19 protein-coding genes are annotated in these 16,791 nt (G+C 62.3%); 15 read left to right on the forward strand and 4 right to left on the reverse strand.

The window, feature by feature from the left end; translation table 11 throughout:
* The first annotated feature begins 145 nt into the window (after nt 1–145).
* The 3 genes from bkdR to ACTORR_RS22210 all read left to right on the forward strand — a co-directional run bounded on the left by bkdR (nt 146) and on the right by ACTORR_RS22210 (nt 3,641).
* A complete protein-coding gene (bkdR, locus tag ACTORR_RS22200; protein ID WP_012315571.1) occupies nt 146–631 on the forward strand; it encodes a Bkd operon transcriptional regulator BkdR in 486 nt (161 codons plus the stop codon).
* 294 nt (nt 632–925) lie between these two features.
* Nucleotides 926–2,167, forward strand: a complete 1,242-nt coding sequence (locus ACTORR_RS22205; RefSeq protein ID WP_178075559.1) for a glutamine synthetase family protein — start codon at nt 926–928, stop codon at nt 2,165–2,167.
* A gap of 130 nt (nt 2,168–2,297) precedes the next feature.
* On the forward strand, nt 2,298–3,641 hold the full coding sequence (locus ACTORR_RS22210; protein ID WP_054886331.1) for an MFS transporter: 1,344 nt from the start codon (nt 2,298–2,300) through the stop codon (nt 3,639–3,641).
* 170 nt (nt 3,642–3,811) lie between these two features.
* Here the strand turns inward: ACTORR_RS22210 and ACTORR_RS22215 are convergent, their stop codons facing one another.
* The 4 genes from ACTORR_RS22215 to flgA all read right to left on the reverse strand — a co-directional run bounded on the left by ACTORR_RS22215 (nt 3,812) and on the right by flgA (nt 6,367).
* Nucleotides 3,812–4,555, reverse strand: a complete 744-nt coding sequence (locus ACTORR_RS22215) for a flagellar brake protein (RefSeq protein WP_054886330.1) — start codon at nt 4,553–4,555, stop codon at nt 3,812–3,814.
* 80 nt (nt 4,556–4,635) lie between these two features.
* On the reverse strand, nt 4,636–5,103 hold the full coding sequence (locus tag ACTORR_RS22220) for a flagella synthesis protein FlgN (RefSeq protein ID WP_054886329.1): 468 nt from the start codon (nt 5,101–5,103) through the stop codon (nt 4,636–4,638).
* Nucleotides 5,104–5,153: 50 nt separating this feature from the next.
* Nucleotides 5,154–5,462: a flagellar biosynthesis anti-sigma factor FlgM gene (gene flgM, locus ACTORR_RS22225; RefSeq protein WP_313365928.1), complete on the reverse strand. Its 309-nt coding sequence runs from the start codon at nt 5,460–5,462 to the stop codon at nt 5,154–5,156.
* Nucleotides 5,463–5,614: 152 nt separating this feature from the next.
* Nucleotides 5,615–6,367: a flagellar basal body P-ring formation chaperone FlgA gene (flgA, locus tag ACTORR_RS22230; RefSeq protein ID WP_054886327.1), complete on the reverse strand. Its 753-nt coding sequence runs from the start codon at nt 6,365–6,367 to the stop codon at nt 5,615–5,617.
* Nucleotides 6,368–6,445: 78 nt separating this feature from the next.
* On the opposite strand from flgA, the gene ACTORR_RS22235 reads away from it, so the two are divergent.
* The 12 genes from ACTORR_RS22235 (at nt 6,446) to flgJ (ending at nt 16,784) form a co-directional block, all read left to right on the forward strand.
* The gene (locus ACTORR_RS22235) at nt 6,446–7,375 is read left to right on the forward strand and encodes a chemotaxis protein CheV (RefSeq protein WP_441343899.1); all 930 of its coding nucleotides are present in this window, start codon (nt 6,446–6,448) and stop codon (nt 7,373–7,375) included.
* A gap of 50 nt (nt 7,376–7,425) precedes the next feature.
* Nucleotides 7,426–8,253 carry a protein-glutamate O-methyltransferase CheR gene (gene cheR / locus ACTORR_RS22240; protein ID WP_441343900.1) on the forward strand — a complete coding sequence of 276 codons (828 nt, stop codon included), beginning with the start codon at nt 7,426–7,428 and terminating at the stop codon, nt 8,251–8,253.
* A 360-nt stretch (nt 8,254–8,613) separates the two neighbouring features.
* Complete coding sequence (gene flgB / locus ACTORR_RS22245; protein ID WP_441343901.1) at nt 8,614–9,021, forward strand: flagellar basal body rod protein FlgB; 408 nt, start codon at nt 8,614–8,616, stop codon at nt 9,019–9,021.
* A gap of 3 nt (nt 9,022–9,024) precedes the next feature.
* The gene (flgC, locus tag ACTORR_RS22250; RefSeq protein ID WP_027921143.1) at nt 9,025–9,468 is read left to right on the forward strand and encodes a flagellar basal body rod protein FlgC; all 444 of its coding nucleotides are present in this window, start codon (nt 9,025–9,027) and stop codon (nt 9,466–9,468) included.
* Between the two features lie 15 nt (nt 9,469–9,483).
* On the forward strand, nt 9,484–10,197 hold the full coding sequence (flgD, locus tag ACTORR_RS22255) for a flagellar hook assembly protein FlgD (RefSeq protein WP_441343902.1): 714 nt from the start codon (nt 9,484–9,486) through the stop codon (nt 10,195–10,197).
* A gap of 27 nt (nt 10,198–10,224) precedes the next feature.
* A complete protein-coding gene (flgE, locus tag ACTORR_RS22260) occupies nt 10,225–11,571 on the forward strand; it encodes a flagellar hook protein FlgE (RefSeq protein ID WP_054886322.1) in 1,347 nt (448 codons plus the stop codon).
* 72 nt (nt 11,572–11,643) lie between these two features.
* Nucleotides 11,644–11,829 (forward strand): hypothetical protein, encoded by a 186-nt coding sequence (locus ACTORR_RS22265; protein ID WP_054886321.1) that lies wholly within the window; start codon nt 11,644–11,646, stop codon nt 11,827–11,829.
* A gap of 338 nt (nt 11,830–12,167) precedes the next feature.
* Complete coding sequence (gene flgF, locus ACTORR_RS22270; RefSeq protein ID WP_085677753.1) at nt 12,168–12,908, forward strand: flagellar basal-body rod protein FlgF; 741 nt, start codon at nt 12,168–12,170, stop codon at nt 12,906–12,908.
* Between the two features lie 47 nt (nt 12,909–12,955).
* Entirely contained in the window at nt 12,956–13,741 is a 786-nt protein-coding gene (gene flgG, locus ACTORR_RS22275; RefSeq protein ID WP_027921148.1) for a flagellar basal-body rod protein FlgG, read from the forward strand.
* Between the two features lie 47 nt (nt 13,742–13,788).
* Nucleotides 13,789–14,484: a flagellar basal body L-ring protein FlgH gene (gene flgH, locus ACTORR_RS22280; RefSeq protein ID WP_027921149.1), complete on the forward strand. Its 696-nt coding sequence runs from the start codon at nt 13,789–13,791 to the stop codon at nt 14,482–14,484.
* A gap of 12 nt (nt 14,485–14,496) precedes the next feature.
* Complete coding sequence (locus ACTORR_RS22285; RefSeq protein WP_176508759.1) at nt 14,497–15,606, forward strand: flagellar basal body P-ring protein FlgI; 1,110 nt, start codon at nt 14,497–14,499, stop codon at nt 15,604–15,606.
* An 11-nt stretch (nt 15,607–15,617) separates the two neighbouring features.
* On the forward strand, nt 15,618–16,784 hold the full coding sequence (flgJ, locus tag ACTORR_RS22290) for a flagellar assembly peptidoglycan hydrolase FlgJ (protein ID WP_054886319.1): 1,167 nt from the start codon (nt 15,618–15,620) through the stop codon (nt 16,782–16,784).
* The last annotated feature ends 7 nt before the right edge of the window (nt 16,785–16,791 follow it).

Consider the following 16,791-nt stretch of genomic DNA (forward strand, 5'->3'; position numbering starts at 1 on the left):
CTGAGTACCGGCTTGTGACTGGTAGGTCAGCGTCATCTACATCTTAGTGGCAGGGCAGGAGAATTTTTCTCTCAAGTTGATTGCCTTTGCCTGACGGTGGAGATAAACATTCCGGATAAACACAAAAAACCGGTGAATTTGTCTCATGCGCAAGCTCGATCGTACCGATATCGGCATTCTCAACAGCCTCCAGGACAATGCCCGCATCACCAACGCAGAACTGGCGCGCTCGGTGAACCTGTCGCCGACGCCCTGTTTCAACCGGGTCAAGGCCATGGAAGAGTTGGGGGTGATCCGCCAGCAGGTGACCTTGCTGTCGCCGGAAGTGCTGGGGCTGGATGTGAATGTGTTCATTCATGTCAGCCTGGAGAAGCAGGTGGAGCAGGCGTTGCACCGCTTCGAGGAAGAGATCGCCGAACGGCCCGAGGTGATGGAGTGCTACCTGATGACCGGAGACCCGGATTACCTGTTGCGCGTGCTGTTGCCGAGCATCCAGGCGCTGGAGCGGTTTCTCGATTACCTGACGCGGTTGCCGGGGGTGGCCAATATCCGTTCGAGCTTTGCCCTCAAGCAGGTGCGGTACAAGACGGCGTTACCGTTGCCTTCCAATGGCATGACTTTGCGCGAATAATTTTCACCTTTACTGGCCTCTTCGCGGGCTCGCCCGCTCCCACAGGACAGCACGAGCCTCAGGCATTGTGTGATCCCTGTAGGAGCGGGCAAGCCCGCGAAGAGGCCGGAACAGGCAACACAGGGGGTGCTTGATATTTTAAACACCCCAAGCCTATGTTGTTGTCAGCCTATAACAACAAGGACAAGCGTCATGACCACCGCCGCCCACCGCTCGCTGGCCGAGCACCTCCAGGGCATCGACCAGATCGAATGCGTCACCCCCGACCTCAACGGCGTTCCCCGCGGCAAAGTAATGACCGCCGAGGGCTTCCTCGAAGGCCGCCGCCTGCAGATGGCCCGGGGAGTGATGCTGCAATGCATCATGGGCGGCTACCCGCCGGCGCGTTTCTATGGCAGCGATGACGGCGACCTGGCCCTGGTGGCGGAGCCCTCGCAGATTCACCGGCTACCCTGGAGCGAAGAAGGGCTGGCGCTGGCCATCTGTGACGCCAATGAACTGGATGGCCGGCCCTCGGCGCTGTCCACCCGTGGTCAGCTCAAGGCGGTGATCGCCCGCTACGCCGCCTTGGGCCTGGCACCGGTTGTGGCGACCGAGCTGGAGTTCTTCGTCTTCGCCCCCAACACCGACCCGCAGCAACCCTTCTTGCCACCCATGGGCAAGGATGGCCGCCGCGAGCTTGGCCATTCGGCGTTCAGCGTCAGCTCCAACAACGGCCTGCGTCCGTTCTTCCAGGAGGTCTACCAGTGCATGGCGGCCTTGGGCCTGCCGCGTGACACCTTCATGCACGAAATGGGCGTGAGCCAGTTCGAGATCAATTTACTGCACGGCGACCCCCTGTTGCTGGCCGACCAGACTTTCCTGTTCAAGCACCTGCTCAAGGAGGTGGCACTCAAGCACGGTCTGAGCGTGGTATGCATGGCCAAGCCATTGGCGCACACTCCGGGCAGCTCCATGCACATTCACCAGAGCGTCGTGGAGATCGCCAGTGGGCGTAATGTGTTCAGCGACGAGCAAGGCCAGCCGACCGAGGCCTTCTACCACTTCATTGGTGGGCAGCAGGCGTGCATGGCCGACTTCACCGCGCTGTTCGCGCCCAACGTCAACTCCTACCAGCGGCTCTGCCATCCCTACGCTTCGCCGAACAATGCCTGCTGGTCCGAGGACAACCGCGCGGCCGGCCTGCGCATTCCGGCCAGTGCCCCGGTGGCGCGGCGGGTCGAGAACCGCCTGCCGGGTGCCGACGCCAACCCCTACCTGGCCATTGCGGCCAGCCTGGCCGCCGGCCTGCACGGTATCGAGCAGCGCCTGCAGCCTGCCCCGGCGATCCAGGGCGAGTTCGAGGTGCCGGAACCCCTGAGCCTGCCGTGCACCCTGCATGCGGCGCTTGAGCGTCTCAAGCGCAGCGCCCTGGCGCGGGAACTGTTCGGCAGCGAGTTCATCGAAGGCTACATTGCCAGCAAGACCCTGGAACTGACGGACTTCTTCAACGAGATCACCCCCTGGGAACGGCGCGTGCTGGCAGCACAGGCCTGATCGCGACACAATCGGCACTGGACGCGCCCCTGTCCGCTTATTTGGCGGGCAGGGGACTGCGCCGTGGCCATTTTGCTTTTATGCTTGCCAGCAAGCCAACGCCACCTGACCACGGAGCTCGACGGGACGTATGCGAAACATCTGGAAGCCCTTTCAGTCGTTGTATTTCGCCGCCTTGATGATGTTGATCGGCTCGGGCCTGCTCAGTACCTACCTGGCGCTGCGCCTGGCGGCCGATCATGTCGACAGCCTGTGGGTCGGTGCCTTGATGGCCGCCAACTACTTCGGCCTGGCCGTGGGCGGCAAGGTCGGCCACCGCCTGATCGGCCGGGTAGGGCACATCAGGGCCTACGCCACGTGCGCTGGCATCGTCTGCGCGGCCGTGCTGGGGCATGGGATGACCAGCTGGTTGCCGGTGTGGGTCGGGCTGCGGATGATCGTCGGCCTGGGGATGATGTGCCAGTACATGGTCATCGAAAGCTGGCTCAATGAGCAGGCCGAGGCCAAGCACCGAGGGGCGGTGTTCAGTGGCTACATGATCGCGTCCTACCTTGGCCTGGTGCTTGGCCAGCTGATCCTGGTGGTGCACCCGCAACTGGGCCCGGAACTGTTGATGCTGGTGGCCATGTGCTTCGCCCTGTGCCTGGTGCCGGTGGCGATGACCCGGCGCATCCACCCGGCACCCCTGCGCCCGGCACCGATGGAGCCCAAGTTCTTCATCAAGCGGGTACCGCAGTCGCTCAGTACGGTGCTGGGGTCAGGCCTGATCGTCGGTTCGTTCTATGGCCTGGCGCCGCTCTACGCCTCCAGCCAGGGCTTGTCGACCGAGCAGATCGGTCTGTTCATGGGTTGCTGCATCTTTGCCGGGCTGCTGGTGCAATGGCCCTTGGGCTGGTTGTCCGACCGCTACGACCGGGCGGTGCTGATCCGCAGCGTTGCAATAGGCCTGGCGCTGGCTTCGGTGCCGCTGGCATTGCTGCCGAGTGTGCCGCTGGAGGTGTTGTTCAGCATAGGCTTCGTGATTTCATTGTTGCAGTTCTGCCTGTACCCGCTGGCCGTGGCGTTTTCCAATGACCATGTGGAGAGCGAGCGGCGGGTGTCGCTGACGGCCATGCTGCTGGTCACCTATGGCGTCGGTGCCTGTATCGGGCCGCTGGCGGCGGGGGTACTGATGAAGGTGCTGGGGGCGCAGATGCTCTATGCGTTCTTCGCGTTCTTCGCTTTGGTACTAGTGTGGCGCATCCGGCCGAAGGCGGTCACCGGGCTGCACCAGGTGCAGGATGCTCCGCTGGGGCACGTGGCGATGCCGGCGGCCGGTTCGCCGCTGTCGGCGGCGCTCGACCCGCGGGTGGATGAGCAGACCGTGCAGGAGGTGATGCAGGCGCCGGTGGCGGCTGAGGATACAGAGGATGATCAGAAGGCCGAGCCGGTTGCCGAGGCTCGGGCAGAGGATGAGGTCAGCAAGTCGGTTTAAGCCTGCTGTGCCGGCCTCTTCGCGGGCTTGCCTGCTCCCACAGGTACTGCAAAGGTTTCGAGACCGGTGCAGTCCCTGTGGGAGCGGGCGAGCCCGCGAAGAGGCCTGTCCTGCAAACATAGAAACAGAAACGCCACCCAATGGGTGGCGTTCTCGTATCGGCAGGCGACTCAGTAGTCGTCCTTGTCGAACCGCCGCGCCTCACGCTGCAGCTGGTAGACAAAACTTTCGACCTTGCGCTGTGCCTGGCCATTGAGGTTATGGAAACGCACACCGGCGAAGGTGGTGTTGATCCGCTCTTCATAGTGCAGGTGGCGCAGCTCGACCATGGTGTCTACCAGGCCTAGCGGGTTGCTGGCCTTGAAGCGCTCGTATACCTGGCCCAATTGCAGGCGGTCCTCGACATTGCCCTCGAAGCGCAGCTTGCAGCCGGTGGCAGAGATGTCCAGCAGCTTGCCGCGCAAGGCTCCGTTACCCTTGAGGTAGCTGCCGTCGAGAATGATGTCGACCAGTTGCGACAGCTTCAGCGCGGCGCGGAAGGCATTGCGACGCTGGTGGTAGGTCATCTCTTCGGGCATCGCGCCACGGTAGCAGCGGTGGCCGTCCACTTCGCTGATCTTCAATTCATGATTGCACTCCCAGGCGATGCGCACACCGTCATGGAAGCCTTCGACGCGAAACGGTTCGCCGTTTTCGATGAATTTCTCGCCGTCGCGCGGGATCATTTCGTCCAGCGCGAGGATATTGCTGTCACGGTCCACGTGTACCACGTAGCTCTGGAACCGCTGGCTGCGCTCATGGAAAGTGATGATCAGCGGATCATGGCTGTCTTGCAGCTGGCGCAGGTTGGCCGCGATCTCCAAGGGCGTGTTCAGCACCTTCGGCGGTTGCGGGGCATCGGTTTCATTGAACACGGGTTTTCAATCTCCAGGCAAAAACGACACACGCAAGTAACGGCATTTTGCCAGTATGTTCCGTGCCTTGATAGAAGTAATCACACTTGGCTGAGCGCCCGGGGCTTGGCAAGTGGAGAAGTGGCGCCACGGCTGTCATAGAGCGACGGTGCTTCGCCACCCTGAAGGATTCTGATCTGGTTGGCCGTGACGTGTTGTTGCACCTGGATGATCCGGCCATTGGTCTCGTTGACCTTCTGGCAGGCATCCATCAGCTGGGTCAGCACATCGAGCTGCTGCATGATCAGCTCGCCGTTGTCCGATTGTGCCGCCAATGCCTGCACGCCGGCACGGTTGGCGCTCAGGCCAAGGCTGGCAAGCAGGTTGTTGCGGCGCGTGCCTTGCTGCTCGAGCAGGACGATCAGCGACTGCTTGCGGGCGAGGATGCCCTCCAGCGGCGCCATGTCGCGACCGTGCAAGGCCACTGACTCCTGCTGGAGCAGGTCGAGCAGTTCCTGGGTCGGAGCGATGTCGTCTTCGATCAGTTGCAGCAAAGTGATGTCGTGCATGGCTAACTCTTGGCTTTACATAGCGTCCGTGAAGTCAGCGCGCCGAACGGTCAGCGCTGGGCTTCGAAATCGAGCAGTTTGCTGGCGACGCGGCCGGCATCGACCTGATAGCTGCCGTCTGCGATCGCCTGCTTCAACTGAGCCACGCGGGCACTGTTGACGACGGGCTGGTCGCGCAGCTTGTCGCTGACCTTTTGCAACTGCTGTGCCTCTTGGCTGAGGTGTACCGCTTCTCCGCTGGCGCTTTTTGGCGCTTCTTGGGTTTCGCCGGTTTTATCGGCGTTGCCGGACGTGGCGTTGCCACGAACGCCGCCTGTGATGGACGGAGAATTATTCAAACGACTGAAGTCGATGACCATGATCAGAAACCTCTGGGTATTTGGACGCTTGCCTTGTTTTCGGCCAACCCGAAAGAAACTTTAGGCGTAAATGCATAGCCGCCTGTCAGCAAGCTCGCGAACCCGTGTTCTGACACAGTTTAGGAAAAGCGGTTCCTCACCGCCAGCGCAATCTACATGGCGACCTCGACCTGCCCGGGGCCGGTGACACGGGCTTTTACCACGCGCTGCGAATTGAGGTTGCGTACGCGGATCTGTTCGCCCTGGCCGCCCTTGGCCAAGGCTTCGCCAGGCATGCGCACGCTCAAGGTGCCGCTGCGCGCGGTAATCACCACATGATCGCCTTTACGCACCACTTCGGCTTGCTCCAGGTGCTGCGGCGTGAGGACCTGGTCGAGTACGGTCGGGCGCAGCATCTTCATGCCTACCGCCTGGTCGAGGTCGGTGAGAAAGCCCTGGGGCAGCGTGCCGACGTCACGCTCGCGCAGGGCCACGTCAGCTTCGCCAACGACGTTGTCGCGCTTGAGCGGGCGGGTCACCACCACCACATCGCGGAACAGCTTCACGGTTGCCGGCACGAAGATGGTCCACGGCGCGCTGCCGTCACAGCGGACCCGCACGGTGACCCGGCCAAGCGGTTGCGCCGGGCTCTCCAGCGAGGCGTCCAGCTGCTGGCTGCACAGTGGCATGCGCAGACGCGGATCGAGCGGGTTGACCTGGATTTCGTAGCGCCCGGGCGTCTGGGTGGTGGCCAGGTAATCCTCGACACTGAATTCAAGAAACCCTTGGGTGACACCGATAAGCTGTTCAGGCAAGGTAACCGCATCCGCCAGCGTGCGAACGCCGGGTGCCAGCAGGCACAGCACGGCGAGCGTGCCGCTCAGCAGGCGCGTCAGTCGTCGGAAATTTGTCGTTTTCGTGTACATGGCGCTCAAAAAAGCAAAGCCCGTGCCGACTTGGTGGTCATGTAGCACCAAAAAGGCAGAACGCATAAGGAGTCAGGCATGGCGGGGGTAATGGATTCAGTCAACCAGCGTACGCAGCTGGTTGGGCAGAATCGCCTGGAATTGCTGCTGTTCCGTCTCAACGGGGCGCAGCTGTACGGCATCAACGTGTTCAAGGTTCGCGAAGTGCTGCAGTGTCCGGAGCTGACCGTGCTGCCCAAGTCGCACCCGGTGGTGCGCGGCGTGGCCAACATTCGCGGGGCGACCATCCCGATCCTCGACCTGTCGATGGCGACCGGCCTGCCGGGGTTGCAGGAAGACACGCGCAACAGCTTCGTGATCATCACCGAGTACAACACCAAGACCCAGGGCTTTTTGGTGCACTCGGTCGAGCGCATCGTCAACATGAACTGGGAAGAGATCCATCCGCCACCCAAGGGCACGGGCCGCGACCACTACCTGACCGCCGTCACCCGGGTCGACAACCGCATGGTCGAGATCATCGATGTGGAAAAGGTGCTGGCCGAAGTGGCGCCATCCTCCGAGTCGGTGTCTGCCGGCGTGGTCGATGCCGAGGTGCAGGACAAGGCCACGCTGCTGCGGGTGCTGACCGTCGACGATTCGTCGGTGGCGCGCAAGCAGGTCAGCCGCTGCCTGCAGACGGTGGGGGTGGACGTGGTGGCGCTCAACGATGGCCGACAGGCGCTCGACTACCTGCGCAAGCTGGTGGAGGAGGGCAAAAAGCCTGAAGAAGAGTTCCTGATGATGATCTCCGACATTGAAATGCCGGAAATGGATGGCTATACGCTTACCGCAGAGATCCGCAGCGATCCGAGCATGCAAAAATTGCACATCTGCCTGCATACTTCGCTGTCCGGGGTATTCAACCAGGCGATGGTCAAGAAGGTCGGGGCGGATGATTTCCTGGCCAAGTTCAAGCCGGACGACCTGGCCCAGCGCGTGGTCGACCGGATCAAGGCAGCGAATTGAAGCAGCCGGGGCATGTTTCCGGCACCAGTGATTTAAAAGAGGCGGCAGTAGTGTCTGCGGGTAATTTGGAGTTCGAACAGTTCAGGGTCTTCCTGGAAAAAGCCTGTGGCATCCTGCTGGGCGAGAATAAGCAGTACCTGGTTTCCAGCCGTCTCAACAAGTTGATGGAACAGCAGGGCATCAAGAGCCTGGGCGAGCTGGTGCAGCGGATCCAGACCCAGCCGCGGGGTGGCCTGCGCGAACAGGTGGTGGATGCGATGACCACCAACGAAACCCTGTGGTTTCGCGATACCTACCCGTTCGAAGTGTTGAAGAACAAGGTCATTCCCGAGTTCATCAGGAACAACCCCGGGCAGCGCCTGCGCATGTGGTCGGCGGCTTGCTCCTCGGGGCAGGAGCCGTACTCGATCTCGATGGCCATCGACGAGTTCGAGCGCAGCAACCTGGGCCAGTTGAAGATGGGGGCTCAGATCGTGGCCACCGACCTGTCCGGCTCGATGCTGACCAACTGCAAGACCGGTGAGTACGACAGCCTGGCCATCGCCCGTGGCCTGTCCCAGGAGCGCCTGCAACGTTACTTCGACGCCAAGGGGCCGGGGCGCTGGGCGGTCAAGCCGGCAATCCGTAGCCGCGTCGAGTTCCGCTCGTTCAACCTGCTCGACAGCTATGCGAGCCTGGGCAAGTTCGACATCGTGTTCTGTCGCAATGTGCTGATCTACTTCTCGGCACAGGTGAAGAAGGACATCCTGATGCGTATCCACAGCACCCTGAAGCCTGGGGGCTACCTGTTCCTCGGTGCCTCGGAGGCGCTGAACGGGTTACCGGACCACTACCAGATGGTCCAGTGCAGCCCGGGGATCATCTACCAGGCCAAGTAAGCGAAAAGGCCGGCAACTCAAGTTGCCGGCCTTTTTGTTTGCCTGCGCCGGCCTCTTCGCGGGCATGCCCGCTCCCACAGGGTCATCACAAGTCTCCAGGATAGCGCAGTACTTGTGGGAGCGGGCGAGCCCGCGAAGCAGGCAACGCGGTTTGACGTCAATTTTTTGATTTGCCGCTTTTGCCACCCGGCAATTGCCGCTTTCGCTTCGCCAGGCGGAAGCAGTTTGCCGCTTTTCTGGCATCACGCCATCAGCCTTCAATGCCACACCCCAGCATTTCCGGGCTTTCGGGAATGTGGCACAGCCCTTGCTATACCTTGCTCAACGAAATTCCGGCCAACCTTCGAAGGTTTTCCCGACATGAGCATCAGTTTCGACAAGGCGCTTGGCATTCACGAAAAGGCACTGGGCTTCCGCGCCCAGCGCGCCGAAGTGCTGGCCAACAACATCGCCAACGCCGATACGCCCAACTACAAGGCGCGTGACATGGACTTCTCCTCGGTGCTCGCCGCCGAGAGCCAGAAGCAGCAAAGCGGCCGCTTCGCCATGGACCGCACCCACAGCCGCCACATCGAGGCCGAAGGCCTGGCAATGGCCGACGACACCCTGCAGTACCGCGTGCCGACCCAGCCATCGATCGACCAGAACACCGTGGACGCCCAGATCGAGCAATCGAACTACACGGAGAACGCCATCGGTTTCCAGGCCAGCTTCACCTTGCTCAACAGTAAATTCAAAGGGCTGGTTTCGGCCCTGCGCGGAGAGTAATTCATGTCCCTTTCCAGTGTTTTCAACATTGCCGGCAGTGGCATGAGCGCGCAGAACACCCGCCTCAACACCGTCGCCTCGAACATCGCCAACGCCGAGACCGTGTCGTCGAGCATCGACCAGACCTACCGTGCGCGCCACCCGGTGTTCGCCACCACCTTCCAGAACGCGCAAAGCGGCGTCAGCCAGTCGCTGTTCGAGGATCAGGGCGAGGCGGGGCAGGGCGTGCAGGTCAAGGGCATCGTCGAAGACCAGAGCAACCTGGAGGCGCGCTACGAGCCGAATCACCCGGCGGCGAACAAGGACGGCTACGTCTACTACCCGAACGTCAATGTGGTCGAGGAGATGGCTGACATGATCTCCGCCAGCCGCGCGTTCCAGACCAACGCCGAGCTGATGAACACCGCCAAGAACATGATGCAGAAAGTGCTGACCCTGGGTCAGTGATAAGGAAGCCGGACCATGGCCATCGATACCTCCACTACCGGTGTCAATCTCAACGACGTCCTCGCGGCGTCCGGTGTCAACACTGGCACCAAGAAGACCACCACCGATACCGCGTCCCAGACCGGCAACAGCACACTGGGCAAGGATGCGTTCCTGCAGTTGCTGGTGACCCAGATGCAGCACCAGAACCCACTCGACCCGCAGGACAACGGCGAGTTCGTGGCCCAGCTGGCCCAGTTCAGCAGCCTGGAAGGCATCACCTCGCTGAACGAGTCGGTCACCAACATCACCAGCGCCATGGCCTCGTCCCAGGCGCTGCAGGCCTCGTCGCTGGTTGGTCGCTCGGTGATCGTGCAGAACGACAAGGCGGTGGTCGATACCGCCGAAAGCTTCAATGGCCAGTTCGTCGTGCCGCAGGCCATCGACGGGGCGAAGATCACCGTCAAGGACAAGGACGGCAACACCGTCAAGACCATCGAAGTGGGTGAGCAGAAGGCCGGCTATGCCGACTTCATCTGGGATTGTACCAACGCGAGCGGCGAGAAGGTCGACCCGGGTACCTATACCTTCACGGCCAGCACCACGGTGGACGGCAAGTCGGTGCAGATGAACACCCTGTTGCCGGCCAAGGTCACCAGCGTCAGCTTCAACACCACGGGCGAGATGGTGCTCAACCTCGCCGGGGTCGGCAAGGTTTCCCTGTCCGACGTACAAACCATCGGAATCTGAGGCCGGAACGGCACAAGGAGCAACAGCATGTCTTTCAATATCGGCCTTAGCGGTCTGTACGCTGCCAACAAGCAGCTGGATGTTACCGGCAACAACATTGCCAACGTCAACACCACCGGTTTCAAGTCGTCGCGTGCCGAGTTCGCCGACGTCTATGCCGGCGCCAACCGCCTGGGCGTAGGCAAGAACCAGGTCGGCAACGGTGTGCGCCTGGCTGCGGTTTCCCAGCAGTTCACCCAGGGTGACGTGAACAACACCGGCAACGTGCTGGACATGGGTATCCAGGGTCAGGGTTACTTCGTGCTGTCGGACAACGGCTCGATGGTCTACACCCGTGCCGGTGCCTTCCAGACCAGCAAGGACAACTATGTCGTTACCTCCGATGGCCTGCGCCTGCAGGGCTATGCCGCTGATGCCAACGGCAATATCAAGAAGGGTGTCCTGACCGACCTGAAGATCGATACCTCGGCCCTGGAACCCAAGGCTACCAGCCTGATCGACCAGGGCATCAACCTGAACTCCTCGGCCAAGTCGATCCCGTTGCCGTCGGTTCCGCCCGTTGCCGGTGACATCGTCTTCGACCCGACTGACGAAACGTCGTACACCAAGTCGTTCTCGACCAAGATCTACGACAGCCAGGGCAACGAGCACACCATGGAGCAGTTCTATCGCAAGACCGATACGAACCAGTGGACCATGTACACCCTGGTCGACGGCCGCAACCCGATGGACCCGACCAGCACTGCCCCGCTGACCGGCACCATCGCCTTCAACAGCGATGGCAGCGTCGCCTCGATGGCCACCGACACCACCGGCGTGCCGGCCGGCGCCGAATGGAGCGTGACCAACAACACCTTCACGCTCAAGGGCTGGATCCCGGCTACCCAGGATGCCAGCGGCAACTGGATCGCCAACGGTTCTACCGAGAACACCAGCGGCTTGCGCATGTCGATGAACAGCACCACTTCGTACAACACCGAGACCGCGCGCATGTCGCAGTCCCAGGATGGTTACGCCACCGGTATCCTGTCGAGCCTGAGCATCGACTCCACGGGGGTGATGTTCGCCAGCTTCAGCAACCAGCAGTCGCGCGCCATCGGTCAGGTGGCACTGGCCAGCTTCGCCAACGACCAGGGCCTGCAGCAGATTGGCGGCACCCGCTGGACCGAGACCTACTCCTCGGGCATCCCGGGCATCGATGCGCCGAAGACCGGCACCCTGGGCAGCGTCGAGTCCAACTCGCTGGAAAACTCCAACGTCAACCTGACCCAGGAGCTGGTCGAGTTGATCAAGGCGCAGAGCAACTACCAGGCGAACGCCAAGACCATCTCCACCGAAAGCACCATCATGCAGACCATCATCCAGATGACCTGATGGTCGCTGGCTGAGCGTGTCTGGACGAGCCCCTTTCCCGTGAAGGGGTTCGTCGTATTTGCGGGAGGGAATATGAAAAGGCTGGTTGTCGCATTGATTGCCGCTTTCTGCCTGTATCAGGCCCAGGCCGGCACCGCGCCGTGGTGGCGCTGGGAAAGCCAGGCGGATGGCCGGCTGGTGTGCTCGCAATGGCCGCCGGGGGAGGGCTGGAAGAAGTTTGCCGGCCCATTCAGCAATGGCGGATGCCGCGAGCCTTGATTGGCCTGTGCCGGCCTCTTCGCGGGCGCGCCCGCTCCCACAGGGTTTGCACTGATTTCAGGGGCTGTGCTGTACCTGTGGAAGCAACTGTCTTGCTCAGATGTTAAAAGCTGGCGCGATTCCTGTGGGAGCGGGCTTGCCCGCGAAAGGGCCGGTACAGGATTGCCGCGATCGGCAATCCGGCGCCGGATAACCGGCGGCGCCTGAGTGGCAGAACCCCGAAAAAGCCCGTATTCACGGGCTTTTTCAGCATTTGAAAAAGTTGGTTCGGAACTTGCTTTAGAGCCTGCACAGCAACGGCGAGCGGCAAACGATCGTCAGTGCAGCGGAGGATGACTGTGGACAAGATGCTTTACGTGGCCATGACCGGCGCCAGCCAGAACGCGCTGGCGCAGAAGGCCCACGCCAACAACCTGGCGAACGTTTCCACCAATGGTTTCCAGCGCGACCTGGAGCAGGCGCGCTCGATGCCGGTGTTCGGTGACAGCTTTCCGTCGCGGGCGTTTGCCATGACTGAACGCCCGGCTACCGATTTCAGCGAAGGGCCGATGGTCGAGACCGGGCGTGACCTGGACGTGGCCGTGTCCGGGCAGGGCTTCATTGCCGTGCAGGCGCCGGATGGCAGCGAAGCCTACGTGCGCACCGGCAGCCTGAACATCGACGCCCTCGGCGTGCTGCGTGCCGGCAACGGCATGCCGGTGATCGGCAACGGTGGCCCGATCGCCATTCCGCCTGAGCAGAAGGTTGAAGTGGGTGCCGACGGTACCATCAGCATCCGCTCGATGGGTGAAGACCCGCGGGTGATGGCCGAGGTCGATCGCATCAAGCTGGTCAACCCGGACATCAAGAGCATGACCAAGGGCCTGGACGGGCTGATCCACACCCAGAACGGCCAACCGGCTGCTGCCGACGTCAATGTGCGGGTGGTGTCGGGCTTCCTCGAAGGCAGCAACGTCAACGCCGTTGAAGAAATGACCTCGGTGCTGGCGTTGTCCCGCCAGTTCGAGCTGCACGTGAAAATGATGAACGCGGCCAAGGAAGGCGATGAAGCCATGGCGCGTGTTTTGCAAATCGGCTAACCAACTGTGAACGGGTGCCGTAAAACAGGCGCACGAGGAGAATACTGATGCTTCCGGCTCTTTGGGTCGCTAAAACCGGCCTGTCCGCCCAGGACACCAACCTGACTGTCATTTCCAACAACCTGGCCAACGTCTCGACCACCGGCTTCAAGCGTGATCGTGCCGAGTTCGCCGACCTGCTGTACCAGATCAAGCGTCAGCCAGGCGCGCAGTCGACCCAGGACAGCGAGCTGCCGTCGGGCCTGCAGGTCGGTACCGGTGTGCGCATCGTCGGCACCCAGAAGAACTTCCAGACCGGCAGCCTGCAGACCACCGAGAACCCGCTGGACATGGCGGTCAATGGCCGTGGCTTCTTCCAGGTACTGCAGCCGGACGGCACCGTCTCGTACACCCGTGACGGTACCTTCCACCTGAACTCCGACGGCCAGATCGTCACCGCCCAGGGTTTTGCCCTGGAACCGGCGATCGTGGTGCCGAACGATGCCCAGACCTTCACTGTCGGCCAGGATGGCACTGTGTCGATCACCACCGCCGGCAACCCGGCTGCACAGGTGATCGGCAACCTGCAGACCGCCGACTTCATCAACCCGGCCGGCCTGCAGGCGATCGGCGACAACCTGTTCCTGGAGACCGCCGCCAGCGGCGCGCCACAGGTTGGTACTCCAGGCCTGAACGGCTTCGGCACCACCCTGCAGCAGACCCTGGAAAACTCCAACGTCAGCACCGTGGAAGAGCTGGTGAACATGATCACCACCCAGCGTGCCTACGAGATGAACTCCAAGGTCATCTCCACCGCCGACCAGATGCTGTCGTTCGTGACTCAGCAGCTGTAAAAGCCCAAGTCCAGGTTCTACTCCCGTTACACCGTGAGGTAAGTGTCATGAAGCGTCTGTTGTCTGTATTCGCCCTGGGGGGGGCGGTTGTGCTGGCTGGTTGCGTCGCGCCGACGCCCAAGCCGAACGACCCGTATTACGCGCCGGTTCTGCCGCGTACCCCGCTGCCGGCTGCAGCCAACAACGGTTCGATCTACCAGGCCGGTTTCGAGCAGGGCCTGTACACCGACCGCAAGGCGTTCCGCGTGGGTGACATCATCACCATCACCCTCAACGAACGCACCTCGGCGAGCAAGAACGCAGGTTCCCAGATCCAGAAGAACAGCAAGGCCGACATTGGCCTGACCTCGCTGTTCGGCTCCAACCCGAACACCAACAACCCGTTCGGCAGCGGCGACCTGTCGCTGGAAGCCGGCTACAGCGGTGACCGCACCACCAAGGGCGACAGCAAGGCCACCCAGGGCAACACCCTGACCGGTTCGATCACCGTCACCGTGGCCGAGGTGCTGCCCAACGGCATCATCGCCGTGCGCGGTGAAAAGTGGATGACCCTCAACACCGGTGAAGAGCTGGTGCGTATCGCCGGCCTGATCCGTGCCGACGACATCGCCACCGACAACACCGTGCCGTCCACCCGCGTGGCCGATGCGCGCATCACCTATTCGGGCACCGGTTCGTTCGCCGATGCCAGTCAGCCCGGCTGGCTGGACCGCTTCTTCATGAGCCCGCTTTGGCCCTTCTGAGTACGGATGAACATGTTCAACGTTAGGCAGCTGATAGCCGCGACCCTGCTCCTGTCCTGCGCGTTCGGTGCCCATGCCGAACGCCTCAAGGACATTGCCAGCATCTCCGGCGTGCGTTCCAACCAGTTGATCGGCTATGGCCTGGTGGTGGGGCTCAACGGCACGGGTGACCAGACCACCCAGACCCCGTTCACCCTGCAGACCTTCAACAACATGCTGTCGCAGTTCGGCATCAAGGTCCCGGCCGGCTCCGGCAACGTGCAGCTGAAGAACGTCGCGGCGGTGTCGGTGCATGCCGACCTGCCGGCGTTCGCCAAGCCGGGCCAGGTGGTGGATATCACCGTTTCGTCGATCGGCAACTCCAAGAGCCTGCGCGGGGGCAGCCTGCTGATGACTCCGCTCAAGGGGATCGACGGCAACGTCTACGCGATCGCGCAAGGCAACCTGGTGGTCGGCGGCTTTGATGCCGAGGGCCGTGACGGCTCGAAGATCACCGTCAACGTTCCGTCGGCCGGCCGTATTCCTGGCGGTGCCTCGGTCGAACGTGCCGTGCCGAGCGGCTTCAACCAGGGCAACAGCCTGACCCTGAACCTCAACCGCCCTGACTTCACCACCGCCAAGCGCATCGTCGACAAAGTCAACGACCTGCTCGGCCCAGGTGTGGCCCAGGCCGTTGATGGCGGCTCGGTGCGGGTCACCGCGCCGATGGACCCGAGCCAGCGGGTCGACTACCTGTCGATCCTCGAGAATCTCGAGATCGACCCGGGCCAGGCGGTGGCCAAGGTCATCATCAACTCGCGTACCGGTACCATCGTCATCGGCCAGAACGTCAAGGTCTCGCCGGCGGCGGTGACCCACGGCAGCCTGACCGTGACCATCACCGAAGACCCGATCGTCAGCCAGCCGGGGCCGTTCTCCAACGGCCAGACCGCGGTGGTTCCGCGTTCGCGGGTCAATGCCGAGCAGGAAGCCAAGCCGATGTTCAAGTTCGGTCCGGGGACCACGCTGGATGAGATCGTCCGCGCGGTCAACCAGGTCGGCGCGGCACCGGGCGACCTGATGGCCATCCTCGAAGCACTGAAACAGGCCGGCGCCTTGCAGGCCGACCTGATCGTGATCTGAGGACGCCGCGGATGAATTCGAAAAGCCTGGTCTCCAGCCACGCCGACAGCGGTGCCTACACCGACCTCAATCGCCTGAGCTCGCTCAAGCACGGTGATCGCGACAGCGATGCCAACGTGCGCAAGGTAGCCCAGGAGTTCGAGTCGCTGTTCATCAGCGAGATGCTCAAGGCCTCGCGCAAGGCCAGCGATGTGCTGGCCGATGACAACCCGATGAACAGCGAGACGGTCAAGCAGTACCGCGACATGTACGACCAGCAGCTGGCCGTGAGCATGTCCCGCGAGGGTGGCGGTATCGGCCTGCAGGACGTGCTGGTGCGCCAGCTGTCGAAGCACAAGAGCACCCCGGTCAACACCAGCCCGTTCCCACGCGTCGACGGCAGCGCGCCGACGCTGTGGGGCAACAAGGTGGCCGACCCGGTGCAGGCTACCCAGTCCACGGCCACGCGCAACGATGTCGCCGCGCTCAACTCGCGGCGCCTGGCGCTGCCGGGCAAGCTCACCGATCGCCTGCTGGCCGGCATCGTGCCTTCGGCCACCAGCCCGGCCGCAACCACCCATACCGCCGCCGTGCCGGCCCGTGACGGGCAGCAGGTGGCCAAGGCTATCGCCATCCCGGACAACGGCCTGCGCATCACCGGCCGTGCCGTGGCGCAGCCGCCACTGGCGCCGAAGAAAGCTTTTGCCGACAGCGACGAATTCGTCGCCACCATGCTGCCGATGGCCGAGCAGGCCGCCAAGCGCATTGGTGTCGATCCGCGTTACCTGGTGGCCCAGGCCGCCCTGGAAACCGGTTGGGGCAAGTCGGTGATGCGCAACAGCGATGGCAGCAGCAGCCACAACCTGTTCGGCATCAAGGCCAGCAGTAACTGGCAAGGTGATTCGGCGCGGGCGATCACCAGCGAATTCCGCGACGGCCAGTTCGTCAAGGAGACCGCAGCGTTCCGTTCCTATGACTCGTACCAGGACAGTTTCCACGACCTGGTGAGCCTGTTGCAGAGCAATTCGCGCTATCAAGATGCGGTGAAGTCGGCCGATAACCCAGAACAATTCGTGCGAGAGCTGCAAAAGGCCGGTTACGCCACCGACCCGAACTACGCCAGCAAGATCTCGCAGATCGCAAGACAGATGAAGTCGTACGAGAGCTACGCAATGCTCGGTACCACAACGAAACTTTAAGGGTATG

The organism is Pseudomonas sp. SAR267, from assembly GCF_052077595.1.
In the GTDB taxonomy this organism is placed as follows: Bacteria; Pseudomonadota; Gammaproteobacteria; order Pseudomonadales; family Pseudomonadaceae; genus Aquipseudomonas; species Aquipseudomonas vlassakiae.

What these genes read in the sequence shown, in the direction of transcription:
- bkdR (WP_012315571.1), top strand. Translation starts at nt 146, where the DNA reads ATGCGCAAGCTCGATCGTACCGATATCGGCATTCTCAACAGCCTCCAG.
- ACTORR_RS22205 (WP_178075559.1), top strand. Translation starts at nt 926, where the DNA reads ATGACCGCCGAGGGCTTCCTCGAAGGCCGCCGCCTGCAGATGGCCCGG.
- ACTORR_RS22210 (WP_054886331.1), top strand. Translation starts at nt 2,298, where the DNA reads ATGCGAAACATCTGGAAGCCCTTTCAGTCGTTGTATTTCGCCGCCTTG.
- ACTORR_RS22220 (WP_054886329.1), bottom strand. Translation starts at nt 5,103, where the DNA reads ATGCACGACATCACTTTGCTGCAACTGATCGAAGACGACATCGCTCCG.
- flgM (WP_313365928.1), bottom strand. Translation starts at nt 5,462, where the DNA reads ATGGTCATCGACTTCAGTCGTTTGAATAATTCTCCGTCCATCACAGGC.
- flgA (WP_054886327.1), bottom strand. Translation starts at nt 6,367, where the DNA reads ATGTACACGAAAACGACAAATTTCCGACGACTGACGCGCCTGCTGAGC.
- ACTORR_RS22235 (WP_441343899.1), top strand. Translation starts at nt 6,446, where the DNA reads ATGGCGGGGGTAATGGATTCAGTCAACCAGCGTACGCAGCTGGTTGGG.
- flgB (WP_441343901.1), top strand. Translation starts at nt 8,614, where the DNA reads ATGAGCATCAGTTTCGACAAGGCGCTTGGCATTCACGAAAAGGCACTG.
- flgC (WP_027921143.1), top strand. Translation starts at nt 9,025, where the DNA reads ATGTCCCTTTCCAGTGTTTTCAACATTGCCGGCAGTGGCATGAGCGCG.
- flgD (WP_441343902.1), top strand. Translation starts at nt 9,484, where the DNA reads ATGGCCATCGATACCTCCACTACCGGTGTCAATCTCAACGACGTCCTC.
- flgE (WP_054886322.1), top strand. Translation starts at nt 10,225, where the DNA reads ATGTCTTTCAATATCGGCCTTAGCGGTCTGTACGCTGCCAACAAGCAG.
- ACTORR_RS22265 (WP_054886321.1), top strand. Translation starts at nt 11,644, where the DNA reads ATGAAAAGGCTGGTTGTCGCATTGATTGCCGCTTTCTGCCTGTATCAG.
- flgG (WP_027921148.1), top strand. Translation starts at nt 12,956, where the DNA reads ATGCTTCCGGCTCTTTGGGTCGCTAAAACCGGCCTGTCCGCCCAGGAC.
- flgH (WP_027921149.1), top strand. Translation starts at nt 13,789, where the DNA reads ATGAAGCGTCTGTTGTCTGTATTCGCCCTGGGGGGGGCGGTTGTGCTG.
- ACTORR_RS22285 (WP_176508759.1), top strand. Translation starts at nt 14,497, where the DNA reads ATGTTCAACGTTAGGCAGCTGATAGCCGCGACCCTGCTCCTGTCCTGC.
- flgJ (WP_054886319.1), top strand. Translation starts at nt 15,618, where the DNA reads ATGAATTCGAAAAGCCTGGTCTCCAGCCACGCCGACAGCGGTGCCTAC.